Raw genomic sequence first — 21418 nt, 5'->3', positions numbered from 1 at the left:
AGACAGTAATATTGAGATCAAAACTTCCTTATTATTTAAATCGATAACAGAGGTTAAATCAAAGACAAAAAACTACACCAACCTACTTTCCAGCAGTTTAAGCATCAACGGTATCTTGTTTTATTTTTGTCTTGTTCTGCTTTTTTCAATAGGAATAAGTTTAAAAATACTTATTTCAAAAAAAGGCTTCTCAGAAAACACGTTTTATAATATAATCTGTTTTAATTCATTTATGATTTTCGTATGTCTTTATATGATGTACTTATTCTAAAACTATTTTCTTCTTTCCAGAAAAAACCGTTTCATTAAATCAGCAGCTTCATTTGCCATAATTCCGGAAACGACGGTAGTTTTAGGATGTAATTTTGTTCCCATAACTATAAAACCACGTTGTTCATCACGGGCTCCAAAAACGATTTTCGAAATCTGACTCCAATACAAAGCTCCGGCGCACATTTGGCAAGGCTCAAGGGTCACATATAAAGTACAATCTTTTAAATATTTTCCACCCAAAAAATTTGCTGCTGCCGTTATGGATTGCATTTCGGCGTGAGCTGTAACATCATTTAGTAATTCCGTTAAATTATGACTGCTTGCAATTACTTTATTAGCCACAACAATGACAGCTCCAACAGGAATTTCACCTTTTGCATAGGCCATTTCAGCTTCCTGCAAAGCTTTTTTCATAAAATATTCGTCGGTGAAAGGATTTATCATGAAACAAAAATACATTTTTAGTTAGTAATTTTTATTACATTTATTTTTTGAAATTCTAATTTATGGACAAACAATACAAAATCTCAATTCCGGAACCGTGCCATGAAAACTGGGATAAAATGACTCCTAAAGACAAGGGAAGATTTTGTGTAAGCTGCTCTAAAACTGTTGTTGATTTTACATCGATGCTTCCTGAAGAAATTCAGCTTTTTTTTATTCAAAATCAAGGCAATAAAATTTGCGGAAGATTTAAAAAAACGCAATTAGACAATGTAATAATTCAGATTCCAAGTCAAATATTATATTCCCAAAATCATTATCACAAAATATTCTTACTGGCATTGTTTATTGCTATGGGTACAACTTTGTTTAGTTGTACCGATAAAAATGGAGATAAAAAGAAAATTGATAAAATTGAAATCGTTAAGACTTCGAAAACAGAACCTATACAAGTTGGGGATATTAAAATAAAGGAGAATAATAATTTTGTACCTCCACCTCCTCCTCCTCCAAAAACAGATAACGTAAAATTTGTAAAAGGAAAAACTAAAATAAGCGATGCCAAAATTAATAGTTCTTCTACTCCTGATTGCAAAGCATCAGTACAGGAATCTACTGTACAAGGAGATACTTACATTACAGGAGCTGTTATTGAAACAAAAGCAGACTATCCGGGTGGAATTAATAACTTTTATCAGTTTTTAGTAAACGAATTAAAACTTCCTAACGAAGCTGAAAATCCAAAAGGACGAATTATAGTTTCGTTCGTAATAGAAAAAGACGGCTCTTTGTCATCATTTGAATTCCCAAGAAACATTGACTCAAAAGTAGAAGCAGAAATATCACGTGTTTTAAAACTTTCTCCCAAATGGCAGCCAGGAGAACAAAATGGCAAAAAAACACGAATCAAATATAGTTTACCCATGTCATTTCAATAATGGAAAGAAAACAAACAACTATTCGAGAAAAACAAAACAAAATAATGCTGAAATATTACTCTAAAATATTTTTACAGGCTTTGTTTATTATCATAGGAACAACTTTATTTAGTTGTACCGATAAAGACAACAAAAAACAAAATAGCGAAATTAAAGTTGTTGATGCAGAAAAAGATGTAATCAACAAATCAGAAGAGATTCCTGATTCCTCTCATCTCTCAAAAGAAGATAACCCTGAACATCCAGAAAAAAATATTGAACTCAATAATGAAGAAGTTATTTCATCGCCAAAAAAGGCAAATCAGGTAAAATCTGTAAAACCGGAAGAAAATATTACCAGTCCTGAAAAAAACAAAAAAAACAGTACTTCAAAAAAGGAATCCTTAACCAATCCGGAAGTTCCTCTTAATAAAAATGCAGAATTCCCGGGCGGGATTGATCAATTCCATAGTTTTTTTATGAAAGAATATAAAAAACCGGAAGGCGTAAGTTATTGGAAACTCAATTTCACACTTGCATTTGCAGTAGAAAAAAATGGTACTGTATCGTTTCTTGAATGTTCTCCTGCGGTTGAAGAACCTCTTGAAAAAGAAATTATCAGGGTTTTGAATTTATGCCCTAAATGGCAGCCTGGCGAATTTAACGGAAAAAAAATCAGAATGCAGTATTCTGTTCCTATTTTATTGAAATAAGACTCTGTCAAAAAAATTAAATTTAAAACCGTAAATTTGCTTTTTATCTCAATAATGAAAAGCAATTTACTTTCCAACATATACAATCCTACCGATTTACGTCTTTTAAAAGAGGAGCAGCTGGCTCAGGTTGCCCATGAACTGCGTCAGTTTATTATTGATGTTGTCTCAGTAAAAGAAGGACATTTGGGAGCAAGTCTGGGAGTTGTAGAACTTACAATTGCTCTGCATTATGTCTTTAATACTCCCGAAGATTTATTGGTTTGGGATGTTGGACATCAGGCTTATGGACATAAAATCCTGACCGAAAGACGAGAAAATTTTCACACCAACAGACAGCTTGGAGGCGTTTCAGGTTTTCCAAAAAGAGCGGAAAGTGTTTATGACGCTTTTGGTGTTGGGCATTCATCAACATCAATATCTGCAGCACTCGGAATGGCGATTGCTTCTAAATTAAAAGGAGATTTCAGCAAAGAACATATTGCTGTAATTGGCGATGCTTCAATTGCAAGCGGAATGGCATTTGAAGGATTAAACCATGCCGGAGTTACTGACGCTAATATTCTAGTCATTTTAAACGACAACGCTATCGGAATTGATCCGAGTGTGGGAGCTTTAAAAAAATATCTGACTGCAGTTAAAAACGGAAAAAATCCAAAACAGAATAATATCATCAAATCTTTAAATTTTGATTATTCAGGTCCCATTGACGGACACGATCTTCCAACTTTAATCAAAGAATTAAATCGTTTAAAAAAGATAAAAGGACCAAAGTTTCTACATATCGTTACCACAAAAGGAAAGGGTCTGCAGCAAGCAGAGGAAAATCAGGTAAAATATCATGCTCCCGGAAAATTCGATGCTTCGACTGGAGAAATTCATTTAAAATCAGAAGAAAATTTACCCCCAAAATATCAGGATGTCTTTGGTTTAACCCTTTTAGATTTAGCTAAAAAGAACAAAAAAATCATCGGAATCACACCTGCAATGCCATCAGGAAGCTCCTTGAAATTTATGATGGATGAACTGCCCGATCGTGCCTTTGACGTTGGAATTGCAGAACAGCATGCCGTTACATTGGCGGCCGGAATGGCAACTCAGGGTATGATTGTGTACTGCAATATTTATTCGACTTTTTTACAGCGTGCCTACGATCAGGTTATTCATGATGTTGCCCTACAAAATTTACCGGTTATTTTTTGCCTGGACAGGGCCGGTTTGGTTGGTGAAGACGGAGCAACGCATCATGGTATCTTTGATATTGCTTATCTAAGAACTATTCCAAATATGATTATTTATGCTCCAATCAACGAAATTGCGCTTCAGAATATTTTATATACAGTTCAGTCTGTCCCTTTAAACCATCCAATTGCTATTCGTTATCCGAGAGGCCGTGGCGTTTTACCAAAATGGGAAACAGAAAACTTCAAAAATTATCAAAATATTCCTTTGGGCAAAGCAAGTTGTTTAAAATCCGGAACAAAAACAGCTGTTTTATCTACAGGAGCTATCGGAAACAATGTAATTGCTGCCATAAATGAATTAGGTAATCCAGAAACTATCGCTCATTACGATTTTCCTTTTATAAAACCTTTAGACAATGATTTATTAGACAAAATCTTAATTTCTTTCGACCAAATAATCACTATTGAAGACGGGGCAAAAATTGGTGGTTTTGGAAATGCGGTTTTAGAATATGCATCAGCAAATAATTTTACAAAAAAAATAGAAAATTTAGGGATTCCGGACATTTTTATTGAACATGGCACAGTAATTGAGCAACAACATTTTTGCAAAATTGACGTTAAAAGTTTAGTAAATCTTTTTTCCAACATTGAAAAATAAGTATTTTGCAGCGCCAAAAAAAAAATCAAAAGCTTACCCTAATGAAATTATTCCGATCGACCCTTTTATTATTGTTTTTTTTATTTACTACCAATAATTTTGCTCAGAGTATCATCCGAACTACATTGGATCCTGGCCAGGTGCCGCCGCCACCTTCTAATTGGAGCAAAAAAAACAAGCTTGGTTTTGACATTTCAGAAATTGCATTTGTCAACTGGAGTGCGGGGGGAACGAGTTCTATTTCAGGGTTGTTTAAAGGCGAATTTACCAGAACATATACAAAAGATAATCATAAATGGTTTAATGAACTTATTGTAAAATATGGTATGAATAAACAAGATGGTACTGAACTGAGAAAAACAGATGACGCTATCCAGTTTAACTCTACGTATGGTTTTAGAAAAGATACCGTTTCAAATTGGTTTTATTCTGGTAAATTCAATTTCAATACTCAATTCACCAATGGTTACAGATATCCCAACAGGGATGTAGCGATCTCTAAACCTTTTGCACCCGCATATATCTTTCTGGGAGCCGGAGCTGAGAATTCTAACAAGAAAAAAAACAGAACCTTTTATTTCTCTCCAATCACATTAAAAACTACTTTGGTACTCGATCAGGATTTAGCAAATCAGGGAGCCTTTGGTGTTAAAAAAGCAGTTTATGCTACTGACCCGCTTGATCCGGATAATGAAATTTTAATTGAAGAAGGTCAAAAAGTAAAAGCTGAATTTGGTATCTTATTTACGGGATATATGAAAAATGAGATTTACAAAAACATTTTTTACGAAAACAGGCTGACTTTATATACGGATTATTTAAATCGTTTTGGAAATGTAGATTTAGATTACGATACACGTCTGGATCTTGTTGTTAATGCATACGTAAAAGCAAATATTGGTGTCCACATCATTTATGACGATGATATTAAAACAAAAAAAGAAGTTGTTGATCCAGTTTCCGGTTCAAAATCACAGGTAGATGACGGACCAAGAGCCCAGCTAAGACAGGTTCTGGGTGTTGGTCTTGTATATGCTTTTTAATTAGTTTTTACGCCCGTTAATCGTTTCAAATAATTCCAAAGCATTTCCATCTGTCAAAAGAGAAACAAAATGACAAATATGAAGTAAACGCTCATATAAATTACCTTTTTCTAAATGATGCTTTTCCGGCAGCATTTTCAAAATCAGCTTATCGTAGTTTGAAGCAGTTCCTTCATATTTGTTGTTAAAAGCAGTTATAAATTTATCCAGCAAAGTCTGGATGATTTGATAGCCTACAATCTCTTTCTCGATAACTTCACGGCTTTGATAGATTTTATCAACACTCAATTTGATAATATCATTCATCTGTGCTTTGTATTTGCTTTTATCTGTTAAGGCAAAAGGAAAATTTCCGGCGAGAATTGCTTCTTCATTTTCAATAAAAACATCTACAGCATCATTAATCAAAGCGCCAATAGCCAAAGCGCGCAGATAACTGATTCGGTCTTCTTTTGTTTCTAACAAATTGTATTTATCAACTCCAATATTATCTTTTACAAGTTTGATAAGGTATTCCAAAGCATAATCTTCAGAAACTAAACCAAGATTTATTCCGTCTTCAAAATCGATAATCGTATAGCAGATATCATCAGCAGCTTCAACTAAATATGCTAAAGGATGTCTTTCAAAACCAATGTCTCCTTGTTCCTTATTGGCGATCATCCCCATATCATCAGCAACTTCCTGAAAGAATAATTTATCGGACTGAAAGAAACCATATTTTTTATCTGCTATATTGCTGGTTGGTTTTTTTGGAAGACTTTCTTTAGGATATTTCATAAAAGCGCCTAAAGTCGCATACGAAATTCTCAGTCCGCCCTCAATTCCCGGACGGCTTGCCGTAAGTACTGAAAATCCATTGGCATTTCCTTCAAAATCAATAAGATCCTGCCACTGTTTAGCCGTTAATTTATCCTTGTATTTTAATCCGTTTCCGATAGAAAAATATTCTCCAATCGCTTTTTCACCAGAATGTCCAAAAGGAGGATTCCCTATATCATGTGCCAACGAAGCTGCTGCAACAATAGCTCCGAAATCGTTCATATGATAACCGTGAACTTCTTTTAGATAAGGATATTTTTCGATGATTTTTTTTCCAACCAGGCGTCCCAACGAACGCCCTACAACCGAAACCTCTAAACTATGCGTTAATCTGGTATGTACAAAATCTGTTTTAGAAAGCGGAATCACCTGAGTCTTATCCTGCAAAGATCTAAAAGCAGCCGAAAATATGATTCGGTCATAATCAACTTCAAAACCTAATCGTGTATCATCTTGTTCTACACGTAATCTTTTGGTAGTATCGCCTTGGCGTTTTAGTGATAAAAGTTGTTCCCAGTTCATTATGATATTAGATTGTCGATTAACGATTTTAGATTTTATGATTTAGAAGAATCAAAAATACATTTTATTTTACGATTTTATAAGGATTAAAACTCAAGTGCCGTACTATGTTTAATTTCTCCCATTACAAAAATACTATTCGTATTTCCTATGTTTTCAATAGTTGACAATTTATTCATCACAAAATCCTGATAACTAGCCATATCCTTTACTAATATTTTCAGCATAAAATCATAATCTCCGGCGATATTATAACATTCTATAATTTCCGGAAGTGCAACAATATCTTTCACAAAATTGCTTCCTACATTTTTTGCATGCTCTTTCAGGCGAACATTGCAAAAAACAGTCATCCCCCGGTTCATTTTTTTCTTATCCAGTAAAGCCACATATTTCGTGATATAACCATCACGTTCTAACCTTTTTATTCGTTCATAAACCGGCGTTACTGTCAAAAATAATTTACTGGCTAGATCTTTTGTGTTAATATTTGAGTTCTCCTGAAGGTGTTTCAGAATAAGCAAATCTGTTTTATCCAGGTTTTCCATAGTTTTTTTTACGGCTAAAAGTTCATTTTAAAGAAACCAACAGTAATTTAAACTTTAAAAGACAATTTTAAAAGTCTATTTTACTGAAATATACTACAAATATAAGTTATAAAATCTAATACAATAAATTTGTACAGTAAAAAAAGCTGAAATCGAAATGAAAACAAATAACTTAGGTTACCCTCGAATTGGAAGTAAAAGAGAACTGAAAAAAGCCTCTGAATTGTATTGGGCAGAAAAAATTTCGGCTGACGAACTGATGGATGCCGGAAAAGAAATCCGTATTAAAAACTGGAAATTACAATCAGATGCAGGAGTTGATCTGATTCCGTCTAATGATTTTTCTTTTTACGATCAGGTCCTGGATTTAACTTTGACAGTTGGCGCCATTCCGGAACGTTACTATGAATTCGCCAAATCAAATTCATCACTTGATTTGTATTTTGCAATGGCGAGAGGAGCGCAAAAAGAAGGACAGGATGTTGTGGCGATGGAAATGACAAAATGGTTCGATACCAATTACCATTATATCGTTCCTGAATTTACAAAAAACCAAAAATTCGAATTGTTTTCAGAAAAAATAAGCAATGAATTCAAAGAAGCAAATGCTATCGGAATTAAAACAAAACCTGTTTTAATCGGGCCTGTTTCTTATTTGTTATTAGGAAAAGAAAAAGAAGAAGGTTTTAACCGAATTGATCTTCTGGATAATTTACTTCCGGTTTATTTTGAAATCCTGGAGAAATTACAATCAGAAAATGCTGAATATATTCAATTCGACGAGCCTTTTTTAGCTTTAAATTTAACGGATAAAGACAGAAGTGCTTTCACAAAAACGTATAACGAAATCAACAAACGTTTCCCAAAACTTAAAGTTATTTTAGCGAATTATTTCGACTGTTTCGGAGAAAATTTAGAAACGGCTTTAGCTTTGCCTGTTGATACTTTCCATTTGGATTTAGTTCGTTGTCCATCTCAGTTAGATGATATTTTAGAATCCGGAAAACTGACTTCAAACGTAAACTTGTCTTTGGGAGTTGTTGACGGAAGAAATATCTGGAAAAATGATTTCACAAAATCGTTAGAATTAATCCAAAAAGCAACGGCTGTATTGGGAGAAAACAGGATTTTAGTTGCTCCATCCTGCTCTTTAATTCACAGTCCTTGCGATTTGGACTTAGAAACAAACAATCAGACATTAACTCCGGAAATCAAACAATGGCTGGCTTTCGCAAAACAAAAAATCAACGAAATTGTAGTATTGAAACAATTCGCTTCAAAAGAAACAGATGTTAAGTTTTCAGCGGATTACGAAAGAAATGTTGTGGCAAACGAAAACCGTAAAACTTCAAAATTAATTCATAATAATGAAGTAAAAGCCCGTGTTGCCAAAATCACAGCCTCTGATGACAAACGCAAAAGTACTTTTGAAACAAGAAGAAAAAGCCAGATTGAAGCTTTAAACCTGCCTTTATTTCCAACCACTACAATTGGTTCTTTCCCTCAGACCGCTGAAGTGAGAAGCTGGAGAGCAAAATTCAAAAAAGGAGAATTAACAACCCAACAATACAACGATTTAATCGAAAAAGAAACTGAAGCTACCATTCGTTTTCAGGAAGAAACCGGCATTGATGTTTTAGTGCACGGAGAATTCGAACGCAACGATATGGTCGAATATTTCGGAGAGCAATTAGCCGGATTTACATTTACGAAAAACGGCTGGGTACAAAGTTACGGAAGCCGCTGTGTAAAACCTCCCGTTATTTACGGAGACGTCTCAAGACCAAATCCAATGACTGTAAAATGGTCACAATACGCACAATCCCTGACTCCAAAATGGGTAAAAGGAATGTTGACCGGGCCGGTAACAATTTTGCAATGGTCATTTGTACGTAACGATCAGCCTCGTTCTGAAACCTGCACACAGATTGCTTTAGCGATTCGTGATGAAGTTGTAGATTTGGAAAAAGCCGGAATCAAAATCATTCAAATTGACGAACCTGCCATTCGCGAAGGTTTACCTTTACGAAAAGAAGAATGGGCAACCTATTTAGACTGGGCTGTAAAAGCATTTAGAATTTCTGCTTCCGGTGTAAATGATGATACGCAAATTCACACACACATGTGTTACAGCGAATTTAACGACATCATTCAAAACATTGCTGATATGGACGCTGACGTTATCACTATTGAATGTTCCCGCTCTCAAATGGAACTTTTAGATGCTTTCGCCAACTTTAAATATCCAAACGAAATTGGGCCGGGAGTTTATGATATTCACTCGCCAAGGGTTCCGTCAAGCGAAGAAATGGTAAAATTATTAGAGAAAGCTTCGGCGGTAATTCCCGTAGATCAGTTGTGGGTAAATCCGGATTGCGGTCTTAAAACACGCCACTGGGATGAAACCAAAAAAGCGCTGATCGAAATGGTTGCTGCCGCTCAGGAAATGAGAGCAGCCATAGAAACAACAGTTTAATTAATATTTTTTTAGATAATTCTTGTTTTTTAGTGTCAACTAGTGAAGTCGGATTCTTGTAGTTATGATTCGTTTCGGCTTCACTTTGTTGGCTTTTTTTTTGAAGCAGAATATTTTCATTGTTAGAACACCTGTCCCGTTATCCGTTAAATCTTTTCATCCGCAAAAAAGCGGATAAAAAGGATATCACTTCTACCGGGGCTAAATCAGCAAGTTTTAGTTTTCATAATATATTTAGCAATCAAAACTATTTCTGTTTACTTTTGCAGTAAATAAAAAGTCATGTCGATAGAAGTAAACAACATATCAAAAAGTTACGGAGAGCAAAAAGCTTTAAATGAAATTTCTTTTAAAATTGAAAAAGGAGAGATCGTAGGATTTTTGGGACCAAACGGTGCCGGAAAATCTACTTTGATGAAAATTTTGACTACTTATTTACTTGCCGATAGTGGCTCAGCTATTGTAAATAGTCATGATGTCGTGACAAATGCCAAAGAAGTACAGCGCTCTATTGGCTATTTACCAGAACACAATCCGTTGTATCTGGATTTATATATTCGCGAATATTTAGCTTTTAATGCTGATGTTTATAAAGTTGACAAATCCAGAATTGAAGAAGTAATTCAACTGACAGGACTAACACCCGAAAGCCATAAAAAAATCAGTCAGTTATCTAAAGGATACCGCCAGCGTGTAGGACTTGCTAATGCCTTATTACACAATCCTGATGTTTTGATTTTAGATGAGCCGACTACAGGTCTGGATCCCAATCAATTGATTGAAATTCGAAATGTGATCAAAAATGTTGGTAAAGATAAAACCGTATTTTTATCTACTCACATTATGCAGGAAGTCGAAGCTATTTGTGATCGTGTAATTATTATTGACAAAGGAAAAATTGTAGCGGATAAAAAACTCGACAATTTAATTTCAGCAGACAAAGAGCAGGTGATCGAAGTTGAATTTGATTATAAAATTGAAGAACAGGTCATTGCTACAATTCCACATTTAAAATCATTTAAAAACATACATGATTGCTTATGGGAATTAACTTTTTTAGCCGATAAAGACATGCGTCCGGCTGTTTTTGATTTTGCGCACGATAATGGATTGAAGACTTTACAATTGAATCAGAAAAATAAAAATCTGGAAGCTGTATTTAGAGAAATCACTAAATAATATTTTCTATTTCAGATAACAAAGAAACTCGTTTTAAAATATTTAAAACGAGTTTCTTTTTTTATTTAACCAATGACTTCAGATAAATCGTAAATAATAATGATAATATAATAGCGGAAACCCGAAGTATGTTTTTCAAAATTTCATTTTTGAAGTTTAATGTAGGTAAATTAGATTTTGTCTTTAGAAAAAACGCTAAAAGCTTTTTATAGTCTAAGGCAATCAAAAATAAAACACCAATTGTAAGCAATATCGATTGTAATAAAGCACCGGCATTCATATGGTAAAAAATATTAATTAAGGTCAGATTTAAAAGCAGAGAAAACAAAATTATGGCTCCAATTAATAAGGTCTTTCTAAACAACAATAAATATCCTCCCGCTATTTGTATCATTGCTATTATGATTCCGAAAGTATGTGAATACCCAAAATAAAACCAGGTTAGCCACTCGCCTGTCTGTCGGTTCATAGGCATATTTGCAATTTCTGACGGAACAATAAACTGAAGCCCGTAAAACTTCTTCCAGCCAAAAGCAGCAATGTTAAAAGCGATGCAATATCGAATGCCGCTGTACAAAATGCCATATAGTTTTGTTGAATTGATTTTTTGTTTTTTTTCTAATAAATGCCAGATCAGAGGAAAAAACAATACACCGAACAATGAAATTCCAATTAAAGAAAAAACCAAAACAGGCGGAAACCAGGGAATATTGCCCCCATTGCCGAGCAGTAACAATAAAGCGGAAAATTCGAGTCCAAGAATTAAAGTGGTGAAAAATTTTTTCCAGATTGAATTTTGAATTTCTAAAGATGAATGTTCTAACATGGTTATCGGTATTTGAGTTACTATGCTGCAAATTTGAATATTACTCAGCTAGTAAATGTTCCGATGTACCCTTTCGAACGTAATTAAGCTTCTTTTTTTATCAGATTCGTATTTGATTTTACAAACTCTGTTGGAGACATTCCGGTATGTTTTTTAAAAGTGGTATTAAAAGTTGTTTTAGAATTAAAACCGGATTCATAAGCAATTCCCAAAACATTCAATTGAGTATATTTATCAGACAGCAGCATTTTTTTTGCCTCTTCAATACGGTATTTATTTATAAAATTATAGAAATTATCCTGATACAATTCATTGATCACAAAAGAGGTTTCATTGCAGCTGGCTCCTAATCTTTTTGCCAAAACGGGCAGACTTAAATCATTTTCCAAATATATTTTTTCTGATTCTGTAAGCATTCTTAATTTTTCATCTAATTCATTTAATCTGTTGCCAGACACTCTTTTTGGACTGTCTTTTTTATATAACTGAACAGATGATAATTCATTTAATTCGGGTTTGCTAAAATCGAAAATCTCTTTTTGCTGCAAAGAAAAATAGGCTAAAAAAAAGACACTCAAAAGATAAATGAAAGGTGTAAACTGAATGAGGTACTCTAAGTTAAAAAATACCAGATTGAACCAAACCAATATTATTAACACCAAAATCAGTAAAAAATATTTCAACCAGATAAGATCTGTTTTCTCTGTTGAAGATGAAATCTGCTGCAGATGTTTAAGATGTTTCTGCAATCTGCCAAAAGACAAACACCAATAAATAAGAGCCTGCAGAGGCAATGCAATTCGCAGAACAAAAAATACTATTCTGCCGGTTTCATAACTGAATTCGATATTTTTTCCGGTGATAAAAAAGGGAAAACTGAATATCGTAAAAATGGCGAAAGGTAAAAAGTGCCATAAAATTTTCTTTTCAAATTTTTTATGTATTGATGTAAAATAGAGAACACTGATATAAAGCAACGGAGCAGTCAGAAATCTTGACAACCCTATCATTTCGAAAACATAAGGATGCTGCAAATGAAATTTTTGATGAAACAACGGAATTTCCAACATGGCAAACCCCAAGGTTATAACAAATAATCCGAGGTATTTATTGGCTTTGACGTTTACTTTTCGATTATTTAAAAAAAGTATAAAACCAAGCAGAAAAGCTGCTCCAGAGGTAATACCCATCAGAGTTGGAAAGTTCATCATATTTAGAATTATTATTTTTTAAATTCTTGATTAACAAATTACGAATATAAATTTCAAGTTTAAATTAATTAATTTAAAATTTACAAATATTACCAAAGACAGCTAATACCTATTACTCTTTAAATTTCATTTCAGAAATCATTTTATTTTTTATTTTTATTTAGTCTAAATTATTATACTTTTGCGGTCTAAAATTTAAATAACCGCCATGAAGTTTACTTATTTAATAGTATTGTTAGCCTTTTTCAATATAGGTCAGGCACAAAATGCTAATATTACGGGAAAGATAATTTCCGAAAATGATGAAGCTGTTTCGTATGCTTCTATTTCGATTAAAAGTTTAAAAAAAAATGCTGTTTCTGATGATAACGGAAATTTTGAAATCACGAATCTTGTACCAGGATCTTATACTATTTCTTTTTCGGCAATGGGATTTTCTGCTTTCGAAAAAACAATCGAGCTGCATGAAAATGAAAATGCAGAAGTTTCTATAATTTTACAGAAAAACATCAATACACTTCAGGTAGTAGAAATTACAGGACGAAAAGAGAAGTCCTATAAAAACACCAAATCTTTTATTGGAGCCAAAACAGAAATTGCCTTAAAAGATTTACCTCAGGCAGTTTCTTATGCCACAAAAGAGTTAATCGCAGATCAGGGTGCCATTCGCGTAGGCGAAGTTGTAAAAAATTTCAGCGGGGTAAGCCAGTTTACTTTTTATGATGATATCTCCATTAGAGGATTTCGCATCAATGGAGGAAGTAATACTCAGTTATTAAACGGAATGCGAACCTCAACAGGTTTTTGGAAACAGCCGCTTGCCAATTATTTAGAACGTGTTGAAGTTTTAAAAGGCCCATCTTCGGCTCTGTTTGGAAATGCATCCCCTGGAGGAGTTTTAAACCGTGTTACAAAAAAACCTTTAGACCAAACGGCCAACAGCGTGAGTTTTTCTACAGGCAGTTTTAATACATTGAGGGCTCTGGCCGATTTTACTGGCCCGCTTACTGAAGACAAATCTCTTTTATACCGCTTGAATCTGGGGTATGAGAACGCCAATTCCTTTAGAGATTTACAATTTGACAAAAATATCGTGTTAGCCCCGTCTTTGTCTTTTCTTCCAAATGATAAAACAAGTGTCAATTTTGATTTGATTTATACCTCTTCAAAAAGCATCCTGGATCGTGGTCAGTCTACCTATGAAAATAATTTGTACTCGACCAAGATTTCCAACTCTTTAAATTCTACAAATGATTACTTAAACGAGGAAACCTACATCGTAACAACTTCATTAAATCACCAATTTACGGATCGTTTATCTTTTTCAGCTTCCTATATCCGCACAGGCTACAGCGAAGATCTGCTGGAACATCGCGGTGCTAATAAATATGCCTCTGCAGGTGATGGGACCACAATTTCAACGGCAATTGAAATGCAGGTTTTTCAACGTAAGCGTAAACGTTATATCGATAATCTTTCTGCTTTTTTAAAGTATCAGGCTAAAACCGGAATTTTCGATCATAACCTGATTGCCGGTTACGATTATGCACAGGAGAATGTTCCTCCGGGTGGTTCACAATTGCAGGCATCCGGATATCGAAATGCTGCCAACACAGGATTTATCGCAACCTATAAACCTAATGACAAAAGCGCTTATTTATTAGATTCTAAAGGGAATCCGGTACCAAACGTTGCACATTTTGACCTTACGAATCCATCAGGATCACAGCAATTAAAGGATATGAGCAAATATTTTTATACAGCTCGTCCGTTTGACCCTACCTATTACTCATTGTATGGCGTATATTTTCAGGATAATGTAAAATTTGGGGCTTTTCAGGCTTTAATTGGAGTTCGTTATGATGAATATACCGATAAAGAGAATTATAAAAAAGATACGGAGAAAAAAGTCAAGCAACATTCTTTTTTACCGCGTTTTGGTTTAACCTACACGCTTAATCCAAACATTAATCTTTACGGAACTTATGTAAAAGGATATAATCCCCAATTGGCTTCCTCTTTATCAAATCCAAACGCAGGAGGCCCTTTTGACCCTTTAGAAAGTAATATGATTGAATTTGGAGGAAAATCTTCGTGGTTTAAGGAAAGACTTTTCGTAACGGTAGCCTTATTTAAAATTCAGCAGAAAAACACTTTGTATCCGGCGAATGACACTACAAATCCGGAATTAATGCGCGCTATTGGAGAAGAAGAATCTAAAGGTATTGAGATCGATATAAACGGAAGTATTACAAGAAACTGGAGTATTTCGGCGGCCTATTCTTATAATGAAGCTTATATAACAGAAAGTCCGGTAACTACAGAAGTTGGAAGGCAAAAGCCTAACACACCCCTTCAGCAGGGCAATATCTGGACGCGTTACAATTTTACAGATGGTGCACTTAAAGATTTTGGAATCGCAATGGGATCTAATTTTGTAACAACCCGTAATTTAAGTCAAACCATAACACAGACAATTCCAGGCTATACCTTGTTTAATGCTGCTTTGTATTATAGTATCAATAAGTTTAAAATTCAGTTGAATGCCAATAATATAACCAATAAGACCTATTGGGTTGGCGGGTATGACTACATTCGATTGTTTCCCGGAGCGCCATCAAATTGGCTCTTAACACTTGGCTATTCATTTTAAATTTTAATATATAATGTATCGAAACAATTAGCCCGGAGTAACATCCGGGCTAATTGTTTTATTGTCTACCTGATGATGACTGAACTATACCTTACAAATCAAATTCAAAATCCTTATTTCAAAAAATAATTAGTATCCTCAAACCAGTCGGTCAATCGCTGTGACCAGGTTTTCAGCGAATTTGTTTTAGCTCTTTTCCCCATATTAAAAGCATGCCCGCCTTTGGCATACAAATGCATTTCTACCGAAACATTTGCTTTTCGATATCCATTAAGCAGTTCAACTATCGGTGCGGAGCAACATAAATCATCATTTGCTGCTACTAAAAAAGCCGGAGGTACATCAGCCTTAATCTCTTTTGGAATGAATAAAGGCCCGGGATACACTAATATTTGAAAATTGGGCTGTGCGTCTAATTTATCAATTGCATCCGAAGTATTTTTTAAAATATTATTAGAATTATAAGCAATCAGGGCGACAACTTCTCCGCCTGCCGAAAATCCCATAGCACCAATTCGGTTAACATCAATTTTAAATTCAGCTGCTTTGCTTCTTATTAATCTCATCGCTCTTTCGGCGTCCTGCTTAACATGAGTTTCTAATTGGTACGGGGAATCTTTTGTTCTGGCTAAACGATATTTTAAAACAAAAGCCGTCACTCCAATACTATTGAAATAAACTGCTGCATCTTTTCCTTCCGAATTAAAAACCAGATTTTCATGACCTCCTCCGGGACAAATAAGTACCGCCATCCCATTTGGCTTCTCTGGAAAATATGCTGTTATTGATGGATTATGAATATTTCTAACCCACCAGTCCTGTGCTTGTTCCGGTTCATCTTTACGATTTTCAAAACCGGGAGCACCATTTTCCCAAAGTGAAATTTGACGGCCTGTTTGTTGTGAAAAAATTACATTAGAAAAGATTAGGAAATATAACCCGATATACCTTTTTACATTAAGTACCATTTTTTTTTAAATTAAAGCTAAATATTAAACAATAAAATAGGAGTTCATTTTTATATAAACTAACATGCTTTATTGAAAAATTTAATTTACAATAAATTGTCTTATGTAATTATCTAATAATCAATTCAAACATTTTTTTTTACAAAATATCAATTATATTTATTTAGACTTATTACAAATAATATTATCTTTGCATTAAATTCCATAAAATTGCTGATTTATTCATACAATTTAAATCATAGTTACCTTTTTGTTTTTTATTTTTTTTGAATAAGAAAGAATCTGCTTAAAGCAGGTTCTTTCTTTTAAAATTAGTCTTTAAAAAAACTGAAACGTTGCTATGATGCAAACATTGCCAATAAATTAAGTAAGATTTAGGATTTTAAATTTTCGAAAAAACTTCTTTCATTTCATCAATCACAATACGAATATCATTTTCAGTTGTTCGCCAATTGACAAATGATGCCCTTATTCCTTTTCGGTTTTGATATACTGTTGGTGTCATAAATACTTTTCCTGTATTGTTTAGCTGTATCAGGAACTCAGATACTTTTTCCTGATTGTGGTTTCCTTTTAAAGTAAAACAGACATTATTGAGACGGATGGGTGCCAAAAGTTCAAAAACTTTATCCTCGATAAGCATATTTCCAAAATGCAAAGCGAGAGCAATACTCTTTTCAATTATATCCTGAAAACCTTCTTTGCCATAAGCCAGCAAAGAAAACCAAACTGGCAGAGCTCTTAAACGTCTTGAATTTTCCGGCAGTACATTGAGATAATTAAAGTTCTCGAGGGGATTTCCTAAATAAGGTGCATTTGAATTCTGAAAAGTTTCAATTTGTAAAGAGGTATGCTGCTCTTTTATCAAATAAAAAGCATTCTCGTAAGGAACATTCAGCCATTTATGACAATCAATCGTAATACTGTCTGCTTCCTCCCATCCTTTTACAAAATGTTTATATTTCTCTGAAACTGCTGCAAAACCTCCAAAAGCAGCATCAATATGCCACCAGAAATTATATTGTTCTCTGAGTTTTGAAATGGATTCAAAATCGTCAAAATCAGCTGTATTAACGGTTCCGGCACTTGAAATTAAGATGAAAGGCTTTCCATCTAACTTTTTGATGTTTTTTTCTAAATCCTGAATATCAACTGCTTCACGATTTCCCGATGTTGTTTTGATTGTTGTGTAATTCTGGCTTCCAATGCCTAGCATCGACAGTGATTTTATCGAAGAAGAATGTGGAGTAGCTGTTAAGATATTTATCGGTTCTGAAATCCCGTTTTTAGCAAAATCTTTTCCAAATTGTTTACCAAACCATTGTCTGGCAACTCCAAGACAGGTAAAATTTGACATCGTCGCACCAGTCACAAATCCTCCCAAAAAAGATTTTGGAAGTTTTAATAACTGTAAAAGTAAATGGATTGTTTCAAATTCTATCAAAGCCGAATTTCCTCCCTGCGATGCGACTGCCTGTGTATTTTGATCGTAAATTGAAGCCAGCCAGTCTCCGGCAATCGAAGCCGGGGTTGAGCCACCTGTTACAAAACCCCAGTATCTTGGCCCAGGAGAAGCTACCATTAGGGGTACCAGTCTATTATTAAATTCTTCTAAAACTGCCAAAGATCCCAAACCTGACTGGTTTAATTCACGGTTGGTATCAATTGTTTCTTTTTTGGAAGTTGGGATATTTTCGAGGTCATTTAAAAAACCTATTGCCTGTTGTTTTGCTTTTTCGAGTATATTTTCAAAATCGTTTAAATCTTGTTGTAAGGCTGAATTCATTTTTTTCGAATTAAAATAATTTTGCCCGAATTTAAACAATTGCATTTATAAGAAAAAATTTATCTTTTCATTGCAAAATGCCCTTTATAGACTTTGCCGTTTGCTCTTGTTACCACAAACCAGTAATCTGTTGAAGGCAATTCATGAGCATTAAAAGTCCCATCCCAGGCTGAAGCTGCGTTTAGCTCTTTAATAAATTTACCGTATCTGTCAAAAATTTTAGTATTTATCGTTGGCTCAGTTTCTGAGAATTTTATTTTCCATGTGTCATTATAGCCGTCTCCATTTGGCGTGAAAAACTTAGGATAATTTAGCAGAAAAACTTCCTGATTTACAGTTCCGCATCCGTTTTTATCCCGCACATATACAACATAATCACCCGTTTGTAATCCCGAAAAAGTATTGCTGTCCTGATAAGTAATTCCGTCAACTGAATATTCATAATCTCCTAAACTGATGTCGGCAAGTTCTACGACGATTACATTCTCGTCATCTGTCCAATCCTTAGTACCTATATTTAAAATTGTGGCGCTATTGGATAATTTAACCTTAAATTTTTTGGTTGAAGAGCAAATCGTATTTCCATGATTTTGAGTTACGGAAACCGAATAAGATCCGGCATCAGAAACCGTTATAGATTGTGAAACCGCACCTGTAGACCATAAATAACTATCAAAACCGGAGCCTGCATCTATAGAAACATTTTTATTTTGACATAACGTAACAGTATCTGAAATGGCGATAACAGGCACCGCCACTACTGATAAATTCAGCTGAACAACCTGATAGCATTTATCATTAGAATCAATTCTCACATAAATTATTGAAGTTCCTAAAGCCAGACTGTAATTCTCCGGTGTAGTAATCTGATCTGCTATTATCTGGTTTTCTGCTCCAGATAATGTTGTAAAATAAGTAAAAGTACAGTTCGCGCAAGTCGTTATTTTAGCATTATAAATTGTCAAATCTACCTTTTCTGAACCATCATTATCAGTGTCACAAATAATATCCGAAACGTCATTTACAGGAATACTGGGCGATACTATCGAAACCAAAACCGGTAATCTGTTAACACTTTCACAGCCATTTAAAGTCTGGGATGCATAATACGTCACACCGTTTGAAAGTGAGGTAGCAGATGGCAAAACGTTTCCGTTTACTGAGGTATCATACCAGACTACATTAGTTCCTGCTGCAGATAAATTTGCAATAGTTGCTTTTTGAGTGGTACAAAAATTCTGCTGGGCATCTCCGGTTGGCGCAGGTGTATTTTGAATAGTTATAGTTATTGGAATTCGCAAACTTTCACACACACTTGCAGTTTGAGAAACATAATAAATCTGATTCTGCAAAACGGTTGAACCTGCCAGAAGATTTCCGTTTACGGCAGCATCGTACCATTTGATATTCGCGCCAGTCACTACAACATCGTTTAAAACCGCATTTTGCTGCACACAAAAAGACTGATTGGCTGATGCAGTTGGAAGAGGTTCAGTGTTAACATAAGCCTTTATCTCTACTTCTTTTGCTACAAGTGAAACACAGCCTAAAGTATTTTTTATAAGCATTTGATAAATCGCCGGAGCTAAATTATTTTTTGAATTTGAATTTGTCCATGTTTGTCCATTATCAAAACTATAAGATGCAGCATTATCTGAAATCGTGATAGCCCCCGTTAAGGTTAAACAATCCGGTTGTGTGACTGAAACTGTTGGCGTTGACGGATAACCTGGCGGAATACTAATTGTTGCCTTAATTGGTGTGGTTTCGCACAAAGTACTGTTTCGTGTTTTTACCCAATAATCACCCGGAACAAATCCAGTTTTTACATTACTTGCCTGCCAGGATAAACCGTTGTCAAAACTATACTCAGCATCCGGGCTCGTAACTGTAATTGTACCGTATGGATTTGTACAAATTACAGGTTGAACAATATCTATTGTTGGTGTCTCACTAGAAACTGCTACTAAATTAATATGAGCTGAAACCGGAGCCGAAACGCAGCTGGAACTTTTGGTAGTAACATTATAATCACCACCCGCCAAACCGGAAAAAACCATAGAGGATTGATAATTCACCCCGTCTACACTGTACAAAAGGCCTGTCGGAGTTGTTACTGTAATAGTTCCCGAAGGCACATCACAATTGGGCTGTGTGGTTTCTATTGTGGCTTTTATAGGTCCGGATTTTACATTTATTGTTATTTCGTTAGAAAAGACACGACAATTCGTAGAACTAATATTGGAACTGTCAGCTGTTGCCAAACGGTATTTATAAGTACCAACTGCACCTGAAACAAAAGTATAGGTAGCAGCATTTGCTCCCGAAACATCAGTCCATGTTATTCCTCCATCAACACTATTTTGCCATTGATAACCAGCTGTTGTATAGGCTGAAGACGAAACAGACCCACTAAGTGTAATTGACCTTGATTCCCCTTCACAAACTTCCAGGTTAGTTACCGACTCATTTACAATTGCCGAAGTAACCGTTGGCCCACAGGCTCTGAAAGTAATATCATCCAGAGCAATATCATTGCCAGGAGCAGCTCCTGCCTTATTATTTCGCATTCGAATAACAACCGTAGAAACTCCCGAAGGTGTGGTAAAAAAGAATCCGTATTGTTTCCATGTAGCACTACTGGACAAACCAATATCTCCAGTACTGTAGGTCCCTAGAATTGTCCCTCCCGTATCTTCAATTGTAAAAGTAATATTAGGAGGACTATTGTCCTGAGTTCTCAAAAGATTCATAATCCAGGCAGCAAATTCATAAGTAGTACCTGCACACAAACCGGAAACCGTATTTTTATAAAAATAATCGGTTGTAGATATACTTGCATTTACCACCATCATATAACCTCCTCCTGTATGATCTGTTGTTGTCCACCAGGTGCCAGCTGTGTTCGTCCTGCTTTCTACTGTATAAGACCCATCGTTTGGAAAATCTGCTGTAGTCCAGTTGTAACTTGTAATTCCGGTTCCCAAAGCTGTACCATGTGTTGATGTTCCTGAACCAAAATCTAATTTAACCACAGGATCACCCAAACTCCCGGTACATAACTGAGCCTGCAATTTTGATACAAAAAAAAGTATACTTAATGCTAAATAAAAGTTGATCCGATTCAAAATAAAGTTATTTTATCTCAGTAAAACTACTTTATAAAAAAATCAATTGTTAAACTTTTAGACC

General features: G+C 34.7%; 15 protein-coding genes. 7 read left to right on the top strand and 8 right to left on the bottom strand.

Going from position 1 to position 21418, the window contains the following annotated elements; all coding sequences use genetic code 11:
* Nucleotides 1-273 precede the first annotated feature (273 nt).
* Nucleotides 274-717 carry a nucleoside deaminase gene (locus JE46_RS05895; RefSeq protein WP_031454335.1) on the bottom strand — a complete coding sequence of 148 codons (444 nt, stop codon included), beginning with the start codon at nucleotides 715-717 and terminating at the stop codon, nucleotides 274-276.
* Nucleotides 718-779: 62 nt separating this feature from the next.
* Here JE46_RS05895 and JE46_RS05890 point away from each other — a divergent pair, with 62 nt between their 5' ends.
* The 4 genes from JE46_RS05890 to JE46_RS05875 are packed head-to-tail and all read left to right on the top strand — an operon-like array spanning nucleotide 780 to nucleotide 5235.
* Nucleotides 780-1655 carry an energy transducer TonB gene (locus tag JE46_RS05890; protein ID WP_051872826.1) on the top strand — a complete coding sequence of 292 codons (876 nt, stop codon included), beginning with the start codon at nucleotides 780-782 and terminating at the stop codon, nucleotides 1653-1655.
* A complete protein-coding gene (locus JE46_RS05885) occupies nucleotides 1655-2347 on the top strand; it encodes a hypothetical protein (RefSeq protein WP_031454333.1) in 693 nt (230 codons plus the stop codon). Before JE46_RS05890 ends, JE46_RS05885 begins: the two co-directional genes overlap by 1 nt.
* 54 nt (nucleotides 2348-2401) lie before the next feature.
* Nucleotides 2402-4192 carry a 1-deoxy-D-xylulose-5-phosphate synthase gene (locus tag JE46_RS05880; RefSeq protein ID WP_031454332.1) on the top strand — a complete coding sequence of 597 codons (1791 nt, stop codon included), beginning with the start codon at nucleotides 2402-2404 and terminating at the stop codon, nucleotides 4190-4192.
* A 41-nt stretch (nucleotides 4193-4233) separates the two neighbouring features.
* Entirely contained in the window at nucleotides 4234-5235 is a 1002-nt protein-coding gene (locus tag JE46_RS05875; RefSeq protein ID WP_031454331.1) for a DUF3078 domain-containing protein, read from the top strand.
* On the opposite strand, the gene JE46_RS05870 is transcribed toward JE46_RS05875, so the two are convergent.
* Both JE46_RS05870 and JE46_RS05865 read right to left on the bottom strand, forming a co-directional pair.
* Nucleotides 5236-6579, bottom strand: coding sequence for a deoxyguanosinetriphosphate triphosphohydrolase (locus JE46_RS05870; protein WP_031454330.1), 1344 nt, complete (start codon nucleotides 6577-6579; stop codon nucleotides 5236-5238).
* A gap of 86 nt (nucleotides 6580-6665) precedes the next feature.
* Nucleotides 6666-7127, bottom strand: coding sequence for an Lrp/AsnC family transcriptional regulator (locus tag JE46_RS05865; protein WP_031454329.1), 462 nt, complete (start codon nucleotides 7125-7127; stop codon nucleotides 6666-6668).
* Between the two features lie 157 nt (nucleotides 7128-7284).
* Here JE46_RS05865 and metE point away from each other — a divergent pair, with 157 nt between their 5' ends.
* Together metE and gldA are read left to right on the top strand one after the other, a co-directional pair.
* Nucleotides 7285-9603, top strand: a complete 2319-nt coding sequence (gene metE, locus JE46_RS05860) for a 5-methyltetrahydropteroyltriglutamate--homocysteine S-methyltransferase (RefSeq protein ID WP_031454328.1) — start codon at nucleotides 7285-7287, stop codon at nucleotides 9601-9603.
* A 282-nt stretch (nucleotides 9604-9885) separates the two neighbouring features.
* A complete protein-coding gene (gldA, locus tag JE46_RS05855; RefSeq protein ID WP_031454327.1) occupies nucleotides 9886-10782 on the top strand; it encodes a gliding motility-associated ABC transporter ATP-binding subunit GldA in 897 nt (298 codons plus the stop codon).
* 61 nt (nucleotides 10783-10843) lie between these two features.
* Here the strand turns inward: gldA and JE46_RS05850 are convergent, their stop codons facing one another.
* The gene (locus tag JE46_RS05850) at nucleotides 10844-11608 is read right to left on the bottom strand and encodes a hypothetical protein (RefSeq protein WP_051872825.1); all 765 of its coding nucleotides are present in this window, start codon (nucleotides 11606-11608) and stop codon (nucleotides 10844-10846) included.
* An 83-nt stretch (nucleotides 11609-11691) separates the two neighbouring features.
* Entirely contained in the window at nucleotides 11692-12819 is a 1128-nt protein-coding gene (locus JE46_RS05845; RefSeq protein ID WP_031454325.1) for an AraC family transcriptional regulator, read from the bottom strand.
* Between the two features lie 208 nt (nucleotides 12820-13027).
* Between JE46_RS05845 and JE46_RS05840 the strand changes: the two genes are divergently transcribed.
* Nucleotides 13028-15472: a TonB-dependent receptor gene (locus tag JE46_RS05840; RefSeq protein ID WP_031454324.1), complete on the top strand. Its 2445-nt coding sequence runs from the start codon at nucleotides 13028-13030 to the stop codon at nucleotides 15470-15472.
* A gap of 113 nt (nucleotides 15473-15585) precedes the next feature.
* Here JE46_RS05840 and JE46_RS05835 read toward each other — a convergent pair whose 3' ends face one another.
* The 3 genes from JE46_RS05835 to JE46_RS05825 all read right to left on the bottom strand — a co-directional run bounded on the left by JE46_RS05835 (nucleotide 15586) and on the right by JE46_RS05825 (nucleotide 21300).
* Complete coding sequence (locus tag JE46_RS05835) at nucleotides 15586-16440, bottom strand: alpha/beta hydrolase (RefSeq protein WP_083480850.1); 855 nt, start codon at nucleotides 16438-16440, stop codon at nucleotides 15586-15588.
* Nucleotides 16441-16822: 382 nt separating this feature from the next.
* A complete protein-coding gene (locus tag JE46_RS05830; RefSeq protein ID WP_031454322.1) occupies nucleotides 16823-18226 on the bottom strand; it encodes a pyridoxal phosphate-dependent decarboxylase family protein in 1404 nt (467 codons plus the stop codon).
* Between the two features lie 59 nt (nucleotides 18227-18285).
* Nucleotides 18286-21300 (bottom strand): T9SS type B sorting domain-containing protein, encoded by a 3015-nt coding sequence (locus JE46_RS05825; RefSeq protein ID WP_031454321.1) that lies wholly within the window; start codon nucleotides 21298-21300, stop codon nucleotides 18286-18288.
* Nucleotides 21301-21418 lie beyond the last annotated feature (118 nt).

Origin of the sequence: Flavobacterium chungangense LMG 26729, assembly GCF_000735715.2 — a bacterium.
Classification (GTDB): domain Bacteria; phylum Bacteroidota; class Bacteroidia; order Flavobacteriales; family Flavobacteriaceae; genus Flavobacterium; species Flavobacterium chungangense.
The sequence above is the reverse complement of the archived record's forward strand: the minus strand, read 5'-3'. Positions and strand labels throughout refer to the sequence as shown.

Bases quoted from the DNA above. Each gene is read 5' to 3' on its own strand.
- JE46_RS05890 (WP_051872826.1), top strand. From the start codon at position 780: ATGGACAAACAATACAAAATCTCAATTCCGGAACCGTGCCATGAAAAC.
- JE46_RS05845 (WP_031454325.1), bottom strand. From the start codon at position 12,819: ATGATGAACTTTCCAACTCTGATGGGTATTACCTCTGGAGCAGCTTTT.
- metE (WP_031454328.1), top strand. From the start codon at position 7,285: ATGAAAACAAATAACTTAGGTTACCCTCGAATTGGAAGTAAAAGAGAA.
- gldA (WP_031454327.1), top strand. From the start codon at position 9,886: ATGTCGATAGAAGTAAACAACATATCAAAAAGTTACGGAGAGCAAAAA.
- JE46_RS05880 (WP_031454332.1), top strand. From the start codon at position 2,402: ATGAAAAGCAATTTACTTTCCAACATATACAATCCTACCGATTTACGT.
- JE46_RS05870 (WP_031454330.1), bottom strand. From the start codon at position 6,579: ATGAACTGGGAACAACTTTTATCACTAAAACGCCAAGGCGATACTACC.
- JE46_RS05835 (WP_083480850.1), bottom strand. From the start codon at position 16,440: ATGGTACTTAATGTAAAAAGGTATATCGGGTTATATTTCCTAATCTTT.
- JE46_RS05865 (WP_031454329.1), bottom strand. From the start codon at position 7,127: ATGGAAAACCTGGATAAAACAGATTTGCTTATTCTGAAACACCTTCAG.
- JE46_RS05885 (WP_031454333.1), top strand. From the start codon at position 1,655: ATGGAAAGAAAACAAACAACTATTCGAGAAAAACAAAACAAAATAATG.
- JE46_RS05830 (WP_031454322.1), bottom strand. From the start codon at position 18,226: ATGAATTCAGCCTTACAACAAGATTTAAACGATTTTGAAAATATACTC.
- JE46_RS05840 (WP_031454324.1), top strand. From the start codon at position 13,028: ATGAAGTTTACTTATTTAATAGTATTGTTAGCCTTTTTCAATATAGGT.
- JE46_RS05850 (WP_051872825.1), bottom strand. From the start codon at position 11,608: ATGTTAGAACATTCATCTTTAGAAATTCAAAATTCAATCTGGAAAAAA.
- JE46_RS05895 (WP_031454335.1), bottom strand. From the start codon at position 717: ATGATAAATCCTTTCACCGACGAATATTTTATGAAAAAAGCTTTGCAG.
- JE46_RS05875 (WP_031454331.1), top strand. From the start codon at position 4,234: ATGAAATTATTCCGATCGACCCTTTTATTATTGTTTTTTTTATTTACT.